Genomic DNA, 16,305 nt, shown 5'->3' on the forward strand with positions numbered 1-16,305 from the left:
TTTTTATCATACCGGGAACGAAAGTGCGCATGACACGTTCCGGTTTTGATGTAGCGTTTGGCATTATGTTTTTATCGAAAAACGGTCTGTTGCGGGGGAATAAGCAACAGACGCCTTTAAAAAGGCAGACACGCTGCCGGAGAGCGCGAAGGGGGAGACAATGCAGGATGGCCGGATGCCGTTCGAAAGTCACGGCGACGAGGACAAACCCAATCTAAGGGTCAACAGCTTTCTACCGGATATAAGCCTGCCCTCATCGCTGCCCGCGGAACCGGTTCCGATCGCCGACATGGCCAATATCTTCGGAGTGACCCACCGTACCCTGCATTTTTACGAAGAAAAGGCACTGCTGACGTCTAAACGCATCGGACAGATGCGGGTCTATTCTCACCGCAACGTCCAGCGCATGGCCGTTATCAACGTTTGCCGCGAAGTCGGTATTTCCGTGGCTTCGATTACGGAGATCATGGAAAAACTGGTCCGTTCTCTCTCGCAGGAAGAGGCAGACGATATATTTCGCGACGCACTAAGGCAGCGAAAGCGAGAGTTGACGGCGGAGCTTTCCACGCTCCAGCGCCAGGCCCAGCAGATCGAGGAACTGCTCGTCACCGATAGCGACGAAGATGGCGCGGACGCGGCCGAGCGGGGACAGGCAAACGACATCGCGCTAACCGATCCTGAACGGAAATGTCTCGAACTCATGGCGGAAGGATACGCCCCTGTCAGGCTCGCCCGCGCCCTTGGCCTTTCGGCAAACGAGCTTAACATCCTCGAAGCGAAGATTATCGGCAAGTTCAGCGCCAGCAACCGTTTTCAGGCGGTGGCCAAGGCGGTTCTGCTCGGCGTCATCCGCGCCTGACCAGGATCAGCGAACGATGGTCAGGGTCTCAGCCGCGCGGGTAATGGCGGTGTAAAGCCACCTCTCGCGCGAGTCCCGGAACGCATAACTCTCATCGAAGAGAACCACGTTATTCCATTGCGAACCCTGGGCCTTGTGCACCGTCAACGCATAGCCGAAATCGAATTCGTCATAACGCTTGCGCGTGGACCACGGAATTTCGGCCTCCACGTCCTCGAAGGCCGCCTTCAGCAGTTTGATCTTGGCCGCACCGCGATCCATATCGTCGTCTTCAGGCCGGATCATCAGGTTGATGCCAGGCTTCACCGTCTCGCGCGACGAACTCATCACCTGCCACAGCGAGCCGTTGAGCAGGCCCTTGGCCGGATCGTTGCGAAGGCAGACCAGCTTGTCGCCCGATTGCGGATAATCGGCGGTAAAACCCTTCAGCTCGCGAAGACGTTGATTGTAGCGGCGGCGGGTGCGGTTGGTGCCAACCAGCACCTGATCGGCATCGAGCACCAGCGACTGCGTCACCTCGGATTTGGAGATCACCTGCGCGGAACCATAATCGCCGCGCATGATCTCCCGGCCTTCCCGCACATCCATGGCAAGATGGATGATGGGATTGTCCTTCGCCTGGCGATGGATTTCCGACAGCAGATAATCCGGCTCCTGCTCGGTAAAGAAGCCTCCGCCCGAAACCGGCGGCAGCTGGCCGGGATCGCCGAGCACGAGGATCGGCGTGCCGAAACTCATCAGATCCTTGCCAAGCTGTTCGTCTACCATCGAACATTCATCGATGATGATGAGCGCCGCCTTGGCGAGCGGGCTCTGGCGGTTGATGGAGAACATCGGGGCAATCGAGGTCTTGCCGGTTTCTTCGTCTTCCACCGTCTCCTCTCCGCGCGGGCGGTAGATCAGGGAGTGGATGGTGCGGGCATTGGTCGCGCCGCGCGAACGCAGCACCTGCGCCGCCTTGCCGGTGAAGGCCGCAAACAGCACCTCTCCATCGACGTTTTCCGCAAAATGCTTGGCAAGCGTGGTCTTGCCGGTTCCGGCATAACCGAACAGCCGGAAAACCGGCGACCGGCCTTCCTTGAGCCAGCGGGAAACAGCCTTGAGCGCTTCGTCCTGTTGCGGTGAAAATAACATGCGCCCTCATCGCAGGATTCGAGCCCGTTACGCAACAGAAAAAGAACGAAAGATGAATATCGTGAGCGCTGAAGCGCAGGTTCACGCCCGGTTTTCCCCGTTCGTCTTCAGGCTGCTGAAAAAAATATTTTGCGAAGGGAATAAACCACGGACCAACGGTGTCTCTTGTTGTGCCGGCGGCTCGAGCCCGCCCGAACCAAGGAGGATATGTCCATGAAAATCCGCTTCATCGTCCCCGCCCTCGTTCTGGCCTTTGCCGGAACAGCCTATGCCGCCCCGGCGGTCGAAACGGTCAAGACCGCAAAAGGCAATGTGCTCGCAGGTGAAAAAGGCATGACGCTCTACACTTTCAAGAACGACAAGAAGGGCGTATCCAATTGTTATGACAAATGCGCCACGAACTGGCCGCCCTTCTTCGCTGCGGAGAATGCGAAAGCCGAAGGGGTTTACTCCATCGTGACGCGCAAGGACGGCAAGAAGCAATGGGCGAAGGACGGCATGCCGCTCTATTACTGGATCAAGGACACCAAGAAGGGCGATGCCACCGGCGACGGCGTGAACGGTGTGTGGGATGCAGCAAAACCCTGACGAGATGGAAGCTGCGACGCGGGGGAGACAGTCCCCCGCGGCCGGCAGCTTCGAAGCGGAGATGCTGGCCCTGATACCGATGCTGCGCCGTTATTCCCGTAGCCTTTCGCGCTCAGATACCGATGGAGAGGACCTGTTGCAGGACTGCGTCGAAAAGGCGCTGGCCAATAAAGCAACATGGCGCGGAACCGGTTTGAAATCATGGGCCTACACGATAATGACGAATCTTTATCGCAACCGCCACCGGACAGAGAAACGGCATCCTTCGGAAAGTCTCGATGAAACGATCGCCGCTGCCGAAACGCTGGGCGATACGCTGGAGAACGACCGCCTGCACGGCGCGCTTGCGCTGCTTTCGCCTGAGATGCGCGCCGTACTGATGCTGGTGACGGTGGAAGGCTACAGTTATCAGGAGGCGGCGGAGACATTGTCGATCCCGCTCGGCACCGTCATGTCCAGACTGTCCCGCGCCCGCGAAACCCTTCGCCAGAATCTGGCGGCGGATAATATCATTCCCCTGCGGAGACCACGATGAAACGGGCTGATGCCATAACCGAAGACGACCTGCACGCCTATGTCGACGGGCTTCTCTCCGACGATGACCGCGCGGCTGTCGAGGCATGGCTCGCGGAAAGACCGGAAGAGCAGAGCCGGGTGGAAGACTGGAAGAGACAGGCCGACAGCCTGAGAAATGCCTTCGCCTCCTATGCCGCCGCACATCCGCGTGACGCATCGATGCTGACTTGCGAAAAGGTCGCACGCGCCTGGCGGCTTAAACCCCTTCTCCTGCGAACCGCGGCAGCCTTCCTGATCTTCACGGCGGGCGCGGCAGCCGGCAGGCTTCTGCCTTGGTCCGTTTCCACACCGCAGGATGTGGTGCTGGCATCGCTGACGACGGACATTCCTGCCCAGGCGAAATCCGCTTATCTCATCTACGCGAGCGAAGTGCGTCATCCCGTAGAGGTGGGGGCCGGGGAACAGCAGCATCTGGCAACCTGGCTTGGCAAGCGGCTCGGCTACCCCTTCGCGATTCCCGATCTTTCGAAGATTGGATATGACCTCGTCGGTGGGCGTCTTATCCCCGTCAGCGGCAAGCCGGGTGCGATGTTGATGTACCAGGACAGGACCGGCAGGCGGGTGACGGTGCTGATAGGCCACAACGAGGAAAACCGCACCACCAGTTTCCGCATGGCCAGCGCCGACGGAATCGAGACCTTCTACTGGATCGACAACGAGCTGGGTTACGCCGTCTCCGCGGAACTGACGCGAGCCGAGGTACAGGCGATCGCCGAGGAATGTTACCGGCAGTTCCCGACATAGGGTCGCCGAGTGGAGCCGTTATTTCAGCATCGGCCAGAGACTGATGACGAGAAGCACGGCCATGCTGATGTTGAACCATTTGAGCCGGACTGGAACGGAGAGCCAGTCGCGAAGCGCCGAGCCGAAACCGGCCCAGGTGGAAACACTGGGAAGATTGACGGCAGCGAAGGCCACCCCCACAAGCATTACGGTAAGGAAATACTGCGTCTCGTCCGTATATGTCGCCATTGCCGTAACCGCCATCACCCACGCCTTGGGATTGACCCACTGGAACGCCGCTGCTGCAAGAAAACTCATCGGCTGCGAAGCCGCCGTGCCTTCATGGAGGCTGCGGGACGTTCCGATTTTCCACGCGATCCAGACGAGATAAAGCCCACCCGCAAATTTCAGCCCGGTGTAAAGTGCCGGTACCGAATGCAACAGTGCCCCGAGGCCAAATCCGACCCCGATCAGCAGCGAAAGAAAGCCCGCACCGATGCCGAGCATATGCGGGACGGTGCGACGGAAACCAAAATTCACGCCGGAAGCAAACAGCATCATATTGTTCGGACCGGGCGTGATGGAGGTGGTGAAGGCAAACAGCACCAGCGCGATAAATGTCTCGGCAGTCATGATCTCTCCTGTGAAGGCAACCCTACCCACGGGACCGCCATCAGACCAGCCCGGCAAACCGATCGACGAGGTCAATTTTTTTGATGGATCGATCCCGCCCGTGCCGGGTTGAGAAGTCGGAACAAAGGCTTATTCTTTCCGCGAAAACCCTGGAGCGAAACGATGTATGATGACATTCCCTACGTTGCCCTCCCATCCGGAAAAGAGGTCCCAGCCCTCGGCCTCGGGACGTGGAACATGGGGGAGACGAGATCATCCGCCGAGCAGGAGGTCGAAAGTATCCGACGGGCCATCGACCTTGGCATGACGTTGATTGACACGGCGGAAATGTACGCGGACGGCCGATCGGAAGAGATAGTCGGCAGGGCTATCGTCAATCATCGCGAAGACGTGTTTCTGGTAAGCAAGGTCTATCCTTGGAATGCCAGTGCCACCGTCACTGTTGACGCCTGCGAGCGCAGCCTCGCCCGGCTCGGCACCGACCACATCGATCTCTATCTGCTGCACTGGCGCGGAGAGCACCCACTCGAAGAAACCGTGGCGGCTTTCGAAAGACTGAAGAGGGACGGCAAGATCGGCGACTGGGGCGTCTCCAATTTCGACACGGACGACATGGAAGAGCTTTTCGCTGTTCCTGACGGCAGGAACTGCGCCGCCAATCAGGTACTTTACAATCTGTCCCGACGCGGGCCGGAGTTTTCGCTGTTGCCCTGGTGCCAGCAACACGGCGTGCCACTGATGGCCTATTCTCCCATAGAACAGGGCCGTATTCTCAAGAACCATGAACTCATACGCATCGCCAAGGCCTATCAGGCGACCCCGGCGCAACTGGCTCTGGCCTTTCTGCTGGAAAGGGAAGGCGTCATCGCGATCCCGAAATCCTCGAATCCCGCGCGCGTCGAAGAAAATCGCGGCGCGACCGATCTTGATATAACCGAGGAGGACTGGGCCGCACTGGACGCTGTCTTCCCCCCGCCAACGCGCAATACGGCGCTGGAAATGCTGTGACGTAACAAACGGTTAGGAAACACTTCTGAATCAATCGCTCAAGCGGTTGAATCGGAATGTGAACGCCAAGTCCCATAGGCAGCCCTGTCGCCCAGGGAAGATCAGGCGGAGCAATCGAAACGGCGCGGCAAGCCGCGCCGTTGCATCACGAGAACGCACCGTGCCTATTGCGGTATCCGGTGCTCATATTCCTCTTTCAGACCCAGCCATGTTTCCCAGAAGGGTCCCGGTTCCTCCTCCTGAAGGCGGGCAGCGAGAACATCAAGGTGCACGTGCCAACCGGCGCTGACATTGAGCCTTGTGGTGCGATCCGCCAGCCGGCGATGGATCAGCGTCAGGAGCACGTCCTTACCAAGAGCCTGGAGTTCGATGGAAACCTCGGCACCCTCGCCCCATGTGAAGACAAGGCGGTGCGGCGGAACAACCGTAATGATGCGGGAAGCCATCCTGTGCTCTTCGGAAAAGCCCTCAGGGCGGCGTCCGGGTGGATTGGAAAGTTCATCATTCCGCCACACCAGCTCGAATGGTGCGCCGGCGGCAAGCCGCATCTCGCCGGAAGCCAGCCAGCGGCGGCGAAGGTCGCTTTCCGTCAGATAGGCCCATACCCGTTCGACCGGCCCCGGCAGCAGCCGCTCGATCTTCAGGGTCGTCGGTTCAACGAGGCGACCATAAGTGTCAGGCATTGCAATATCAGCCATTGTCATTTCCTCCATCTGCAGGGGTTTTTCCCTGATCTTCCTCCCTGAGCATCTGCTCAAGAATATCGAGGCGGCTGCCCCAGAACTGCCGGTAGAAATCCAGCCATTCATGCGCTTCTTCCAGCCGTTCCGGCGCTAGGCGGCAGACATGGATACGCCCCCTCACCTCGCGGCGGATGAGCCCCGCATTTTCCAGCGCCTTGATGTGCTTTGAAGCCGCAGCGAGCGAGATGTCGAACGGCTGAGCCAACTGTGTCACCGTTCGCTCACCGCGGGAAAGATCCCGCAGCATCGTGCGTCGCGTGGCGTCGCCCAAGGCATGAAAGACAGTGTCTAGATGTGAAGCGGATAATTCAACCATGTCGTTGAATATAGACTCCCGCCCAAGAAAGTCAACCATATGGTTGAATATATATCAGCCAAGAGCAGGCCATAAAAAAACCCGCGGCGAACCGCGGGCTTGTATTCCAACATCTGCTCTGCACTCGGAGAAATTACATCCCCTGCGACCCACGGTTCATCGCGGCAATACCCGTGCGGCAGATTTCGATCAGTCCGAGCGGCTTGATGATCGCCACGAACTGGTCGATCTTCGACGACTTGCCGGTGATTTCGAAGATGAAATGCTCCACCGTCGCATCCACGACCTTGGCCTGAAACGCATCGGCAAGCCGCAACGCCTCGGCACGGACTTCACCGGTGCCGGCAACCTTGATCAGCGCCACTTCCCGCTCGATCGGCCGCTCCTGCCCCAGTTCGCGGGCGCGAACGGTCAGGTCGAGAACCCGGTGCACCGGCACGATCCGTTCCAGCTGCGCCTTGATCTGCTCCAGCACGATGGGCGTGCCGCGCGTGACGATGGTGATGCGCGAGAGATGCGCCTCATGTTCGGTTTCCGAAACCGTCAGACTTTCGATGTTGTAGCCTCGGCCCGAAAACAGGCCGATGACCCGGGCGAGAACGCCCGGCTCGTTGTTGACGAGAACCGACAGCGTGTGGTTTTCGACGGCGGCCGTCTCCTTCTGGATGAAGTAGGCGGAGCCGGTGGGTTGTAGGTGTGCGTTCATGTCCTTTTCCTCTCCCGGCTCAGACTAGCTGACGGCCCTTGGCGTCAATGGCGTTGGCAACTGCTTCATCCGTCGCCTCATCCGGCAACAGCATCTCGTTATGAGCCTTACCAGACGGAATCATCGGGAAGCAATTGGCGAGATTGGCAACGCGGCAATCGAAAATGACCGGCTTCTTGACTGCGATCATCTCGGCAATCTTGTCATCCAATTCCTTCGGGTCGTCGCAATACATGCCAACCGCGCCATAGGCTTCGGCCAGCTTCACGAAATCGGGCATGGCTTCCGTATAGGAGTTGGACAGGCGGTTGCCGTGCAGCAGCTGCTGCCACTGGCGCACCATGCCCATATACTGGTTGTTGAGGATGAAGATCTTCACCGGCAGGCCATACTGGATGGCGCAGGACATTTCCTGAATGCACATCTGGATCGAGGCGTCACCGGCAATGTCGATAACCAGCGCTTCGGGGTGCGCGACCTGAACGCCGATGGCAGCAGGCAGGCCATAACCCATCGTGCCGAGACCGCCCGAGGTCATCCAGTGGTTCGGCTCCTCGAAGCCAAAAAACTGCGCCGCCCACATCTGGTGCTGGCCGACTTCTGTCGTGATGTAGGTGTCACGCCCCTTCGATGCCTCATAAAGCCGCTGCAGTGCATATTGCGGCATGATGACATCGTTGGAATTCTTGTAGGCGAAGGAGTTGCGGGCACGCCAGCGCTCGATCTGCGCCCACCAATCCGCCGTCTGCGCCTTCTCAGGCTTCTTCGGCAAAGCGCGCCACAGGCGAACCATGTCTTCCAGGACATGGCTGACATCACCGATGATCGGAACGTCGACGCGAACCGTCTTGTTGATCGAGGAGGGATCGATATCGATATGGATCTTCTTCGAATTCGGCGAGAAAGCGTTGATGCGGCCGGTAATACGGTCGTCGAAACGCGCGCCGACGCAGACGAGAACGTCGCAATCATGCATCGTCATATTGGCTTCGTAGGAACCGTGCATGCCCAGCATGCCGAGCCAGTTCTTGCCGGACGCCGGATAGGCACCGAGACCCATCAATGTCGACGTGATCGGGAAGCCGGTCAGCTCGACCAGTTCACGCAGCAACCGGGTTGCTTCCGGGCCGGAATTGATGACGCCGCCGCCGGTGTAGAAAACCGGCTTTTTCGCCTTCGACATCAGTTCGATGGCGGCATGGATGGCATTAAGGTCACCCTGAACCTTCGGCTTGTAGCTCTTCTGCTGGACGGCGGCGGAAGGCGGCGTGTAGGTGCCGGTGGCGAACTGGATGTCCTTCGGGATATCGACAACGACAGGACCCGGGCGGCCGGTCTGCGCAATGCGGAAAGCCTCATGGATGATACCAGCCAGTTCGTTGACGTCCTTTACCAGCCAGTTGTGCTTGGTGCAGGGGCGCGTGATGCCAACAGTATCGCATTCCTGGAACGCGTCCGAGCCGATCAGCGTGGTGGGAACCTGGCCGGACAGGCAGACGAGCGGAATGGAATCCATCAGCGCATCCTGCAGCGGGGTGACCGCATTGGTCGCGCCGGGACCTGAGGTGACGAGCATGACACCGACCTTGCCGGTCGAGCGGGCATAACCTTCAGCCGCATGGCCAGCGCCCTGCTCATGGCGCACGAGAATATGCTGGATGTCTTCCTGCTGGAAAATCTCGTCATAGATCGGAAGTACGGCGCCGCCGGGATAACCGAAGATGTGCTCGACGCCGTTGTCCTTCAGCGCCTGCAGAACGATCTCCGCACCTGTCATGCGATTGCTGTTTTCCGTATTGTCCTTATCCGTCATTGCCTGTTTCCATCCCGCTTTGGCTTTGGATATCGAGGAGCCCGAGGGCCTGTTTGAAGACATAAAAAAAGGCCCCTAGAGGAGCCTCGTTCAGCGCATGGGTGCTTTCGCCGGATGGTTACACCATCCTGCCCATGCGCCGTCCCACCACGATAAGTACGTTAAGATTTTTCATGGGCCGGAGTGTTAGCCACAAAAGCCCCAGCCGTCAACGCATATTGCATGAAAAAATCACCGTCGCCTTCTTTTATTGCCGGAAAGCGCGGCTGCGCGAAATTTTCGAACACAAGCGATACACCTGTTGTTAAGCATAATCTTTTATACCGGGAAGGCAGATGCTGCCGGAACCACCGCGATCATCCGCATGTACCGGGAAAAAATGTGAGTAACGACACGTTTCATAACGCGTCCCGCATGGGCGAAAACGAACGGCGATCCGGCGAGCAGCCGGCGAACCGCATGCTCGGCCGTGTCATCGCCTGCGACGGCGCACGCGCCACCATTGTTGCGGAAACCGAACCGGGCACCACAGACGTATCGCAGCTCTGGTCCGTCGGACGCCTGATCTCCATTGAAATGGGCACAAGCCGCGTCGCCGCGCTTGTCTTTGCCATGCGGACCGGCGAAGAATACTGGGCGCCAGACAAGCCGAACAGGCTGCTGATCGACGTTGAACTCGTGGGCGAGGTTTATCGCACCGAAGATGGCAGCGAACGCTTTTCCACCGGCATCTCCCGTTATCCCTATCTCGGCGCGGTCGCGCATCGTATCCGTGCGAGCGACCTCTCCAGGATTTACGACGGCGGCAAGCGCGACGCCTGCGTCATCGGCAAGCTGACGCAGGACGATACGATCAATGCCGCCATCAATATTCCGCAGATGCTGGCCAAACATTTCGCCGTTGTCGGTTCGACCGGTGTGGGCAAGACCACTGCGGTCTCCCTGCTTTTGAACAAGGCAATCGAGACCGACCCGAAACTGCGTGTCCTCATTCTTGATCCGCACAACGAATTCGCCGCCGCCTTCCCAGATCATTCCGTCGTCATCGACACCGATACGCTGGACCTTCCCTTCTGGTTGATGCGCCTTGAGGAGTTCGCGGAAGTTGTGTTCCGCGGCCGCAAACCCGTGCCGGAGGAAATGGATGTTCTGCGGGATCTGATTCCCGAGGCGAAAAAAGCGTTTCGCGGAACCGAAGGTTCGGCCGTTCGCCGCACCTCCGACAAGAGCGCGATCACACCGGACACGCCGGTTCCCTACCGCATCGCCGATCTTCTCGCCCTCATCGACGAGCGCATCGGGCGGCTGGAGGGGCGTGGCGAAAAACCGGCGCTACGCACGCTGAAAGGCCGCATTCTTTCGGCCATCAACGACACGCGTTATAATTTCATGTTCTCCAGCAATACGATCAGCGACACGATTCTGGAAACCGTGGCGCATATTTTCCGCATTCCCGGGGAAGGCAAACCGATTTCGGTATTCCAACTGTCGGGCATCCCGTCCGAAGTGGTAAACTCGGTGGTTTCCGTTCTTTGCCGTATGTCCTTCGAACTGGCGGTGCTGGCGCGCGGTTCGCTGCATATGCTCGTGGTGTGCGAGGAAGCGCACCGTTATGTTCCCGCCGACCCCGAGCGCGGCTTTTTCCCCACCCGGCAATCCATCGCCCAGATTGCCAAGGAAGGCCGGAAATACGGCATTTCGCTGGGCATCATCACCCAGAGACCCAGTGAGCTGGATCAGACAATCCTGTCGCAATGTTCGACTGTTTTCGCCATGCGGCTGTCGAACGAAATCGACCAGAAGATCATTCTCTCGGCTGTGCCGAACGCATCGGCCTCAACCACCAGCTTTCTTTCCTCCATCGGCAATGGCGAAGCCATCGCCTTCGGCGAGGCAGTCGGGGTGCCAATGCGCATGCGTTTCGACCGGGTGCCCACCATCAAATTGCCCAAGGCGAGCGGCACGATCAGCCACGCCAGCCAGGAAACGCCCGATACCGTTGACCTGAACGCCATCGTCACTCGCATGCGCGCCGCAAGCAGACCGGTTATCACAGGCTTTCAGCAGAGCGTGGAAGCGGCCTTTTCAGATCCGGCGGAACCGACCGCGCGGCCTCTCGATGCCGCCGATATCGATCCCTGGAAGCGGGAGTTGGGGACGGCTGCAAGCGAGGAATACGAACCCTACCGCCCGGACATGCTACCTGGGCGCGCCCTGCCTGCATCACAAAATCCGGTAGGCACCGACACCGCCTCCAGCGCCGTCAACGAGTTGCGCAAAGCCGGTTTCCAGATGCAGGCGCAGAATGGTCCCCAGGGTGATACACGCCCGTCGCTGCGTGAAAGCCTGCTCAAGAAACCGCTCGGCAGTCTCTACAGGAAAGATTGAGTTCCTTCACGGCTGAATACGCATCCAGTCTTCATCCATCTGGTTGCGGAACCATGTCATCTGCCGTTTGGCATATTGTCGGGTTGCAGCGGCCGATCTTTCAACGACATCCGCCGTGCTCATGCGCCCGGCCAGCATTTCAGCAATCTGGGCAACGCCAATCGCCTTCATGACGGTGGCATCGGCCGGAAGATCGAGGGCGAGAAGCGCCTGCACCTCCTCCACTGCACCGCTATGCATCATGGCTTCGAAACGCCGGTTGATACGCGCATGCAATACCGGCCTCTCCGGCAGGACCACGAGTTTTTGCGCCCGGTCCGGATCAACGATCATCGGGCCACGGGCAAGCTGAAAATCCCTGATGGACTTCCCGGTCGCTTCAAGCACCTCCAGCGCGCGGACAATACGCTGGCCGTCTCCCGGCTGGAGCATGTCGGCCATGACGGGATCGCGCCGGACAAGCTCGGCGTAAAGGATGGCTGCGCCTTCTTCGATCAACCGGGCCCGCATCGGCTCACGGATCGTGTCCGGAATGGCAGGCATGTCGGAAAGCCCGCCTGTCAGCGCCTTGAAGTAAAGCCCCGTGCCGCCGACGATGACGGGGAAACGCCCCTGCCCGCGCAGATCGGCAAGCACGACGGAGATGTCCCGCAGCCATTCGCCCGTGGAGTAGAGGCTGCTCGCCGGCACGTGACCGTAGAGGAGATGCGGCACCCCCTCCATCTCGTCTTCGGACGGTCGGGCGGTCAACACGCGCAGCGTGTCGTAAACCTGCATGCTGTCGGCATTGATGACGACACCGTCCCGCTCCACAGCCAGACGAAGCGCAAGCGCGGACTTGCCGCTAGCCGTCGGGCCGGTTATCAGGATCGCATCAAAATTCTCATCAAGGTTTTTCATCATGGCTCTGGTTGCCACGCTTATCGCCAATCCGTCAAATCCTGTTCTGACACCGGCCCTCGGCGAAGCGGCCGCGAAGGCCGTGAACGCATCGGGCCTCTACTGGCTGGCGGACGGGATTGCCTGCGATATCGCACTGCCCTCCGGCACCGCAATAGAGCAGGCACACAGGGCTATCGCTGACACCCTCGCCGGCCAGCCGATCGATATCGTAATCCAGGAGCAGGACCAGCGTCGCAAGAAACTCCTGATCGCAGACATGGATTCGACCATGATCGGTCAGGAATGCATCGATGAGCTGGCAGCTGAAGTCGGGCTGAAGGACAAGGTCTCCGCCATCACCGCACGCGCCATGAACGGCGAAATCGCCTTTGAACCGGCACTGCGGGAGCGCGTCGCGTTGCTGAAAGGACTGCCGGTTGCTGTCATCGATGACGTCATCGAAAAGCGCATCACGCTGACCCCGGGTGGCAAGGAACTCATCGCCACCATGAAGGCGAAAGGCTATTACACGGCCCTCGTGTCAGGCGGTTTCACCGTCTTCACCAGCCGTGTCGCCGCGGTGCTCGGTTTTGACGAGAACCGCGCCAATCTGCTTGGTGAGGCAAATGGCGAGCTTGATGGCACCGTTGCCGAACCCATCCTCGGAAAACAGGCCAAAGTGGATGCGTTGAATGATATTGCCGCCAAACTCGGCATTTCTCCAGATGAGGCGATGGCGGTTGGCGATGGAGCCAATGATCTGGGCATGCTGCATGTGGCGGGCGCGGGCGTGGCCCTGCACGCCAAGCCGGCCGTGGCGGCCGAAGCGCAGATGCGCATCGACCATGGCGACCTGACCGCGCTTCTTTACATTCAGGGTTATCGAAAGACGGACTTTGTCACCCCATGATCATTCGCGAGACGCCAAGACTTATTCTGCGCGAGTGGAAGGAGAGCGACCGAGACCTTTTCCGTGAAATCAATGCCGACGAGAAGGTCATGGAATTTTTCCCCTTCCGCCGCAGCCATCAGGAAGCGGACGCGGTTCTCGAAACCATCAATGGCATGATCCGCGGCAGTGGTTATGGCTTCTATGCGATGGAGCAGCGGGAAACAGGCGAATCCATGGGATTTTGCGGTATTTCGCCCGTCCTTAATCTCGACCCGCCCTTCCCGGTCGGCACCATGGAGATCGGCTGGCGGCTCGCCACCCGTTTCTGGGGACATGGCTATGTCACCGAAGCGGCGCAGTCGCTGCTCGTGATGGCCTTTGACGAAAAGGAGACGCCGGAAATCGTCTCCTTCGCTGTCTGGAACAACCACCGTTCGACCGCCGTGATGGAGCGAATCGGGCTGAAACGTGATCCCTCGCGGGATTTCGACCATCCCCGCGTGCCCGCGGAGACGCATCCCCATCTGCGTCCGCACGTCACCTATGCGCTGACGCTGGAGCAATGGCGGGCGCGTTGACGTCGTGACCCGCCGGTCCGGAATTATTTCACCGCGGCGTTGCCACCATCGGCAAAAAGCGCCGCGCCAGCGACAAAACTCGCCATCGGGCTGGCGAGGAAAAGCGCTGCCTGCGCTATTTCCTCGGGCTGGGCGATGCGTTTCATCGCATGCAGGCCGGCGGCCCAGTCCTTTTGTGCCTGATCCCCTGCCATCGGGGTGTCCACACCCCCGGGCAACAACGCATTGGCGCGAACGCCGCTGGCGGCATAATCGGCGGTAATACCCTTCACCAGCCCCATCAGCGCGGCCTTCGCAGCGCCATAAGCCGACATGCCCGGTATGCCGACACTGGTGCCGACGAAGCTTGAGGTAAAGACGATAGAACCGCCGCCGCGCCTCAGCATCAGCGGAATCTGATAGCGCGCGCCAAGAAAGGCGGAAGTCAGGTTGACGTTAAGCACGTAATCCCATTCGTCAGGCGAAATCTCCACCAGCGGTTTGGCGGCACCCACGCCACCCGCATTGTTGACGGCGATATCGAGACCACCAAAAACGTCGGTGGCCGCCTCGGCCAAACGGGAATGGGTTTCCGCAACGCCAGCGTCGCCGGCAACCGTGTGCACAGGTCCGCCCGCCTCACGAATCTCGGCGGCAACCTCGTCCAGCGCCTTTTCGCCGCGCGCATTAATGACGACGGCGGCGCCATGAGCGGCAAACAGGCGCGCCGTCGCGCGGCCGATGCCGGATGACGCGCCGATGATGATGGCGACTTTGTTTTCAAGTAATTTCATAGCCTTGGCCTCCGTTCGGTGGAGGCCAAGGCTTAAAGAGCCGGCAGCATCGGAACCACCCGATTCCTGCCCGATCGTGCGGAAAGCGTTATTCCAGCGGCAGCGCCACCACGCGCAGATTGCCCTGCGCATCGGCCACCATCATGTGGGCGTTCTTGCGGCCTTCCGATTTCAGACCATTCACCCGCACAAGCACGTCGCCGGGAACCTCCATGAAGTCCTGTCCGACTTCCACAATCACATCGCCTGCCTTCATACCCTTCTGTTCTGCGGGCGAACCCGGATCGACACTTGCGACCAGCACGCCTTCAACGCTCTCGGCAATGCCCTTTTCCGTCCGCAACTCATTGCTGAGCACAACGAGATTCATGCCAAGCACGCTCTGCGGCGCTTCACGCACCTCCGGAGTCTGATCCTGGGCCTGATCGTCGCCGCCATCATTGTCTTCCGGCGCGATCACACCGCTGTCGCCGTCGTCAGTCTGCTGGTCGTCAGTCGAAGCTTTCTCATCCTTGGTATCCTGCAGCTGGCCCAGCTTGACCTTGACGGTCTCTTCCTTTCCGTCTCGCAGGATGACGACATCGACTTCCTTGCCGACCGGGCTTTCCGCCACGATCCGCAGAAGGTCGCGCATCTCGTGAATATCCTTGCCATCGAATTTCAGCACGACGTCGCCAGCCTGGATCGGACCGTTTTCCACCGGGCCGCCCTTGGCGACCCCGGAAATCAGCGCGCCCTTGGCGCTGTCCATGCCGAGGCTCGCGGCCACATCGTCCGTGACCGGCTGGACGCGAACACCCAGCCAGCCGCGGCGGGTCTCTCCGAATTCGATCAGTTGCTGAACGATGTTCTGTGCAAGCTCCGTCGGAACGGCGAAACCGATACCGATCGAACCGCCGCTCGGCGAAATGATCGCCGTATTGATGCCAATCACCTCGCCCTTCATGTTGAAGAGCGGTCCACCGGAGTTACCCTTGTTGATGGCCGCATCCGTCTGGATGAAATTGTCATAAGGGCCGGCATTGATATTGCGGCCGCGCGCTGAAATGACGCCAACGGTCAGCGATCCGCCAAGCCCGAAGGGGTTACCGACCGCCATTACCCAGTCGCCAATGCGCATGCTGCGCGAATCGCCAAATTTGACCGCCTTCAGCGGCGTTTTTGGCTCCACCTTCAGAACGGAAAGATCGGTCTTGGTATCGGTGCCGACAAGCGTCGCCTTGAGCTTCGAGCCATTCGGGAAAATCACCTCGATGGCATCGGCACCCTCGATGACGTGGTTGTTGGTGACGACATAACCGGCGGGATCGATCACAAAACCGGACCCGAGGGAATTGACCTTTTCACCGCCTTCCGGCTTCTGGCTGTCGAAATAATCCTTGAAGAACTCCTGGAATGGCGAACCTTCCGGCAGACGTGGCGGAACCGGCCCCTTGCCATCTGTCTTGACGTTCTGCGACGTGGAAATATTCACCACCGCATCCAGCAGCGGCTCGGCAAGATCGGCAACAGATTCCGGCCCGTGGCTTTGCGCGCCCGCCGGAAGCGGCACCGCAAGGCTGCCCGCAACAAGCGCTATTACCGCGACTGCGGAAATGCTGCTGCGAAAAGGCGAAAGAAGGGTCACGGCCATATGCGTCCTCGCGTTTCAAATCGTCTTGCCCTGCATATATCGTCAAAGCATAAGGCGGAA

17 protein-coding genes are annotated in these 16,305 nt (G+C 59.5%); 8 read left to right on the forward strand and 9 right to left on the reverse strand.

All coding sequences use genetic code 11. From position 1 onward, the window contains the following. The first annotated feature begins 160 nt into the window (after positions 1-160). Complete coding sequence (locus AGR2A_RS12360; RefSeq protein ID WP_072494615.1) at positions 161-859, forward strand: MerR family transcriptional regulator; 699 nt, start codon at positions 161-163, stop codon at positions 857-859. A gap of 6 nt (positions 860-865) precedes the next feature. On the opposite strand, the gene AGR2A_RS12365 is transcribed toward AGR2A_RS12360, so the two are convergent. Continuing rightward, positions 866-1,993: an ATP-dependent DNA helicase gene (locus AGR2A_RS12365; RefSeq protein ID WP_006697803.1), complete on the reverse strand. Its 1,128-nt coding sequence runs from the start codon at positions 1,991-1,993 to the stop codon at positions 866-868. 207 nt (positions 1,994-2,200) lie between these two features. Between AGR2A_RS12365 and AGR2A_RS12370 the strand changes: the two genes are divergently transcribed. From AGR2A_RS12370 to AGR2A_RS12380, 3 genes are read left to right on the forward strand one after another with little or no spacing between them, the layout of a single operon-like run. Continuing rightward, positions 2,201-2,581 (forward strand): COG4315 family predicted lipoprotein, encoded by a 381-nt coding sequence (locus AGR2A_RS12370; protein WP_048902723.1) that lies wholly within the window; start codon positions 2,201-2,203, stop codon positions 2,579-2,581. Beyond that, positions 2,565-3,116 carry an RNA polymerase sigma factor gene (locus AGR2A_RS12375; protein WP_072494616.1) on the forward strand — a complete coding sequence of 184 codons (552 nt, stop codon included), beginning with the start codon at positions 2,565-2,567 and terminating at the stop codon, positions 3,114-3,116. The genes AGR2A_RS12370 and AGR2A_RS12375 overlap by 17 nt, the downstream gene beginning before the upstream one ends. After that, positions 3,113-3,901: an anti-sigma factor family protein gene (locus AGR2A_RS12380; protein ID WP_072494617.1), complete on the forward strand. Its 789-nt coding sequence runs from the start codon at positions 3,113-3,115 to the stop codon at positions 3,899-3,901. The genes AGR2A_RS12375 and AGR2A_RS12380 overlap by 4 nt, the downstream gene beginning before the upstream one ends. Before the next feature lie 18 nt (positions 3,902-3,919). Here the strand turns inward: AGR2A_RS12380 and AGR2A_RS12385 are convergent, their stop codons facing one another. Beyond that, positions 3,920-4,513, reverse strand: coding sequence for a LysE family translocator (locus AGR2A_RS12385; protein WP_004442723.1), 594 nt, complete (start codon positions 4,511-4,513; stop codon positions 3,920-3,922). 162 nt (positions 4,514-4,675) lie between these two features. On the opposite strand from AGR2A_RS12385, the gene AGR2A_RS12390 reads away from it, so the two are divergent. Then, positions 4,676-5,521, forward strand: a complete 846-nt coding sequence (locus AGR2A_RS12390; RefSeq protein WP_072494618.1) for an aldo/keto reductase — start codon at positions 4,676-4,678, stop codon at positions 5,519-5,521. Between the two features lie 164 nt (positions 5,522-5,685). Here AGR2A_RS12390 and AGR2A_RS12395 read toward each other — a convergent pair whose 3' ends face one another. The 4 genes from AGR2A_RS12395 to AGR2A_RS12410 all read right to left on the reverse strand — a co-directional run bounded on the left by AGR2A_RS12395 (position 5,686) and on the right by AGR2A_RS12410 (position 9,099). Then, entirely contained in the window at positions 5,686-6,219 is a 534-nt protein-coding gene (locus tag AGR2A_RS12395; RefSeq protein WP_035209722.1) for an SRPBCC family protein, read from the reverse strand. Next, positions 6,212-6,580: an ArsR/SmtB family transcription factor gene (locus tag AGR2A_RS12400; RefSeq protein WP_006697797.1), complete on the reverse strand. Its 369-nt coding sequence runs from the start codon at positions 6,578-6,580 to the stop codon at positions 6,212-6,214. Before AGR2A_RS12400 ends, AGR2A_RS12395 begins: the two co-directional genes overlap by 8 nt. Before the next feature lie 133 nt (positions 6,581-6,713). Beyond that, complete coding sequence (gene ilvN / locus AGR2A_RS12405; RefSeq protein ID WP_004442728.1) at positions 6,714-7,286, reverse strand: acetolactate synthase small subunit; 573 nt, start codon at positions 7,284-7,286, stop codon at positions 6,714-6,716. A 19-nt stretch (positions 7,287-7,305) separates the two neighbouring features. Continuing rightward, a complete protein-coding gene (locus AGR2A_RS12410) occupies positions 7,306-9,099 on the reverse strand; it encodes an acetolactate synthase 3 large subunit (RefSeq protein WP_004442729.1) in 1,794 nt (597 codons plus the stop codon). Between the two features lie 381 nt (positions 9,100-9,480). On the opposite strand from AGR2A_RS12410, the gene AGR2A_RS12415 reads away from it, so the two are divergent. Next, a complete protein-coding gene (locus AGR2A_RS12415; protein WP_080822951.1) occupies positions 9,481-11,487 on the forward strand; it encodes an ATP-binding protein in 2,007 nt (668 codons plus the stop codon). A gap of 6 nt (positions 11,488-11,493) precedes the next feature. Here the strand turns inward: AGR2A_RS12415 and miaA are convergent, their stop codons facing one another. Then, positions 11,494-12,390: a tRNA (adenosine(37)-N6)-dimethylallyltransferase MiaA gene (gene miaA / locus AGR2A_RS12420; RefSeq protein WP_072494620.1), complete on the reverse strand. Its 897-nt coding sequence runs from the start codon at positions 12,388-12,390 to the stop codon at positions 11,494-11,496. On the opposite strand from miaA, the gene serB reads away from it, so the two are divergent. Both serB and AGR2A_RS12430 read left to right on the forward strand, forming a co-directional pair. Next, the gene (gene serB, locus AGR2A_RS12425; protein WP_037089924.1) at positions 12,389-13,279 is read left to right on the forward strand and encodes a phosphoserine phosphatase SerB; all 891 of its coding nucleotides are present in this window, start codon (positions 12,389-12,391) and stop codon (positions 13,277-13,279) included. The two genes, miaA and serB, sit on opposite strands and share 2 nt — an antisense overlap. Continuing rightward, the gene (locus tag AGR2A_RS12430; RefSeq protein ID WP_004442733.1) at positions 13,276-13,839 is read left to right on the forward strand and encodes a GNAT family N-acetyltransferase; all 564 of its coding nucleotides are present in this window, start codon (positions 13,276-13,278) and stop codon (positions 13,837-13,839) included. Before serB ends, AGR2A_RS12430 begins: the two co-directional genes overlap by 4 nt. A gap of 23 nt (positions 13,840-13,862) precedes the next feature. On the opposite strand, the gene AGR2A_RS12435 is transcribed toward AGR2A_RS12430, so the two are convergent. After that, positions 13,863-14,612, reverse strand: coding sequence for an SDR family oxidoreductase (locus tag AGR2A_RS12435; RefSeq protein ID WP_080823083.1), 750 nt, complete (start codon positions 14,610-14,612; stop codon positions 13,863-13,865). A gap of 88 nt (positions 14,613-14,700) precedes the next feature. Next, positions 14,701-16,245: a Do family serine endopeptidase gene (locus tag AGR2A_RS12440; RefSeq protein ID WP_072494621.1), complete on the reverse strand. Its 1,545-nt coding sequence runs from the start codon at positions 16,243-16,245 to the stop codon at positions 14,701-14,703. Positions 16,246-16,305 lie beyond the last annotated feature (60 nt).

This window comes from Agrobacterium genomosp. 2 str. CFBP 5494, assembly GCF_900013495.1.
GTDB classification, from domain to species: Bacteria; Pseudomonadota; Alphaproteobacteria; order Rhizobiales; family Rhizobiaceae; genus Agrobacterium; species Agrobacterium pusense.

What these genes read in the sequence shown, in the direction of transcription:
- AGR2A_RS12440 (WP_072494621.1), bottom strand. Translation starts at nt 16,245, where the DNA reads ATGGCCGTGACCCTTCTTTCGCCTTTTCGCAGCAGCATTTCCGCAGTC.
- AGR2A_RS12385 (WP_004442723.1), bottom strand. Translation starts at nt 4,513, where the DNA reads ATGACTGCCGAGACATTTATCGCGCTGGTGCTGTTTGCCTTCACCACC.
- AGR2A_RS12400 (WP_006697797.1), bottom strand. Translation starts at nt 6,580, where the DNA reads ATGGTTGAATTATCCGCTTCACATCTAGACACTGTCTTTCATGCCTTG.
- AGR2A_RS12435 (WP_080823083.1), bottom strand. Translation starts at nt 14,612, where the DNA reads ATGAAATTACTTGAAAACAAAGTCGCCATCATCATCGGCGCGTCATCC.
- AGR2A_RS12375 (WP_072494616.1), top strand. Translation starts at nt 2,565, where the DNA reads ATGCAGCAAAACCCTGACGAGATGGAAGCTGCGACGCGGGGGAGACAG.
- AGR2A_RS12410 (WP_004442729.1), bottom strand. Translation starts at nt 9,099, where the DNA reads ATGACGGATAAGGACAATACGGAAAACAGCAATCGCATGACAGGTGCG.
- AGR2A_RS12380 (WP_072494617.1), top strand. Translation starts at nt 3,113, where the DNA reads ATGAAACGGGCTGATGCCATAACCGAAGACGACCTGCACGCCTATGTC.
- ilvN (WP_004442728.1), bottom strand. Translation starts at nt 7,286, where the DNA reads ATGAACGCACACCTACAACCCACCGGCTCCGCCTACTTCATCCAGAAG.
- AGR2A_RS12365 (WP_006697803.1), bottom strand. Translation starts at nt 1,993, where the DNA reads ATGTTATTTTCACCGCAACAGGACGAAGCGCTCAAGGCTGTTTCCCGC.
- AGR2A_RS12390 (WP_072494618.1), top strand. Translation starts at nt 4,676, where the DNA reads ATGTATGATGACATTCCCTACGTTGCCCTCCCATCCGGAAAAGAGGTC.
- AGR2A_RS12395 (WP_035209722.1), bottom strand. Translation starts at nt 6,219, where the DNA reads ATGGCTGATATTGCAATGCCTGACACTTATGGTCGCCTCGTTGAACCG.
- AGR2A_RS12370 (WP_048902723.1), top strand. Translation starts at nt 2,201, where the DNA reads ATGTCCATGAAAATCCGCTTCATCGTCCCCGCCCTCGTTCTGGCCTTT.
- AGR2A_RS12430 (WP_004442733.1), top strand. Translation starts at nt 13,276, where the DNA reads ATGATCATTCGCGAGACGCCAAGACTTATTCTGCGCGAGTGGAAGGAG.
- serB (WP_037089924.1), top strand. Translation starts at nt 12,389, where the DNA reads ATGGCTCTGGTTGCCACGCTTATCGCCAATCCGTCAAATCCTGTTCTG.
- miaA (WP_072494620.1), bottom strand. Translation starts at nt 12,390, where the DNA reads ATGATGAAAAACCTTGATGAGAATTTTGATGCGATCCTGATAACCGGC.
- AGR2A_RS12360 (WP_072494615.1), top strand. Translation starts at nt 161, where the DNA reads ATGCAGGATGGCCGGATGCCGTTCGAAAGTCACGGCGACGAGGACAAA.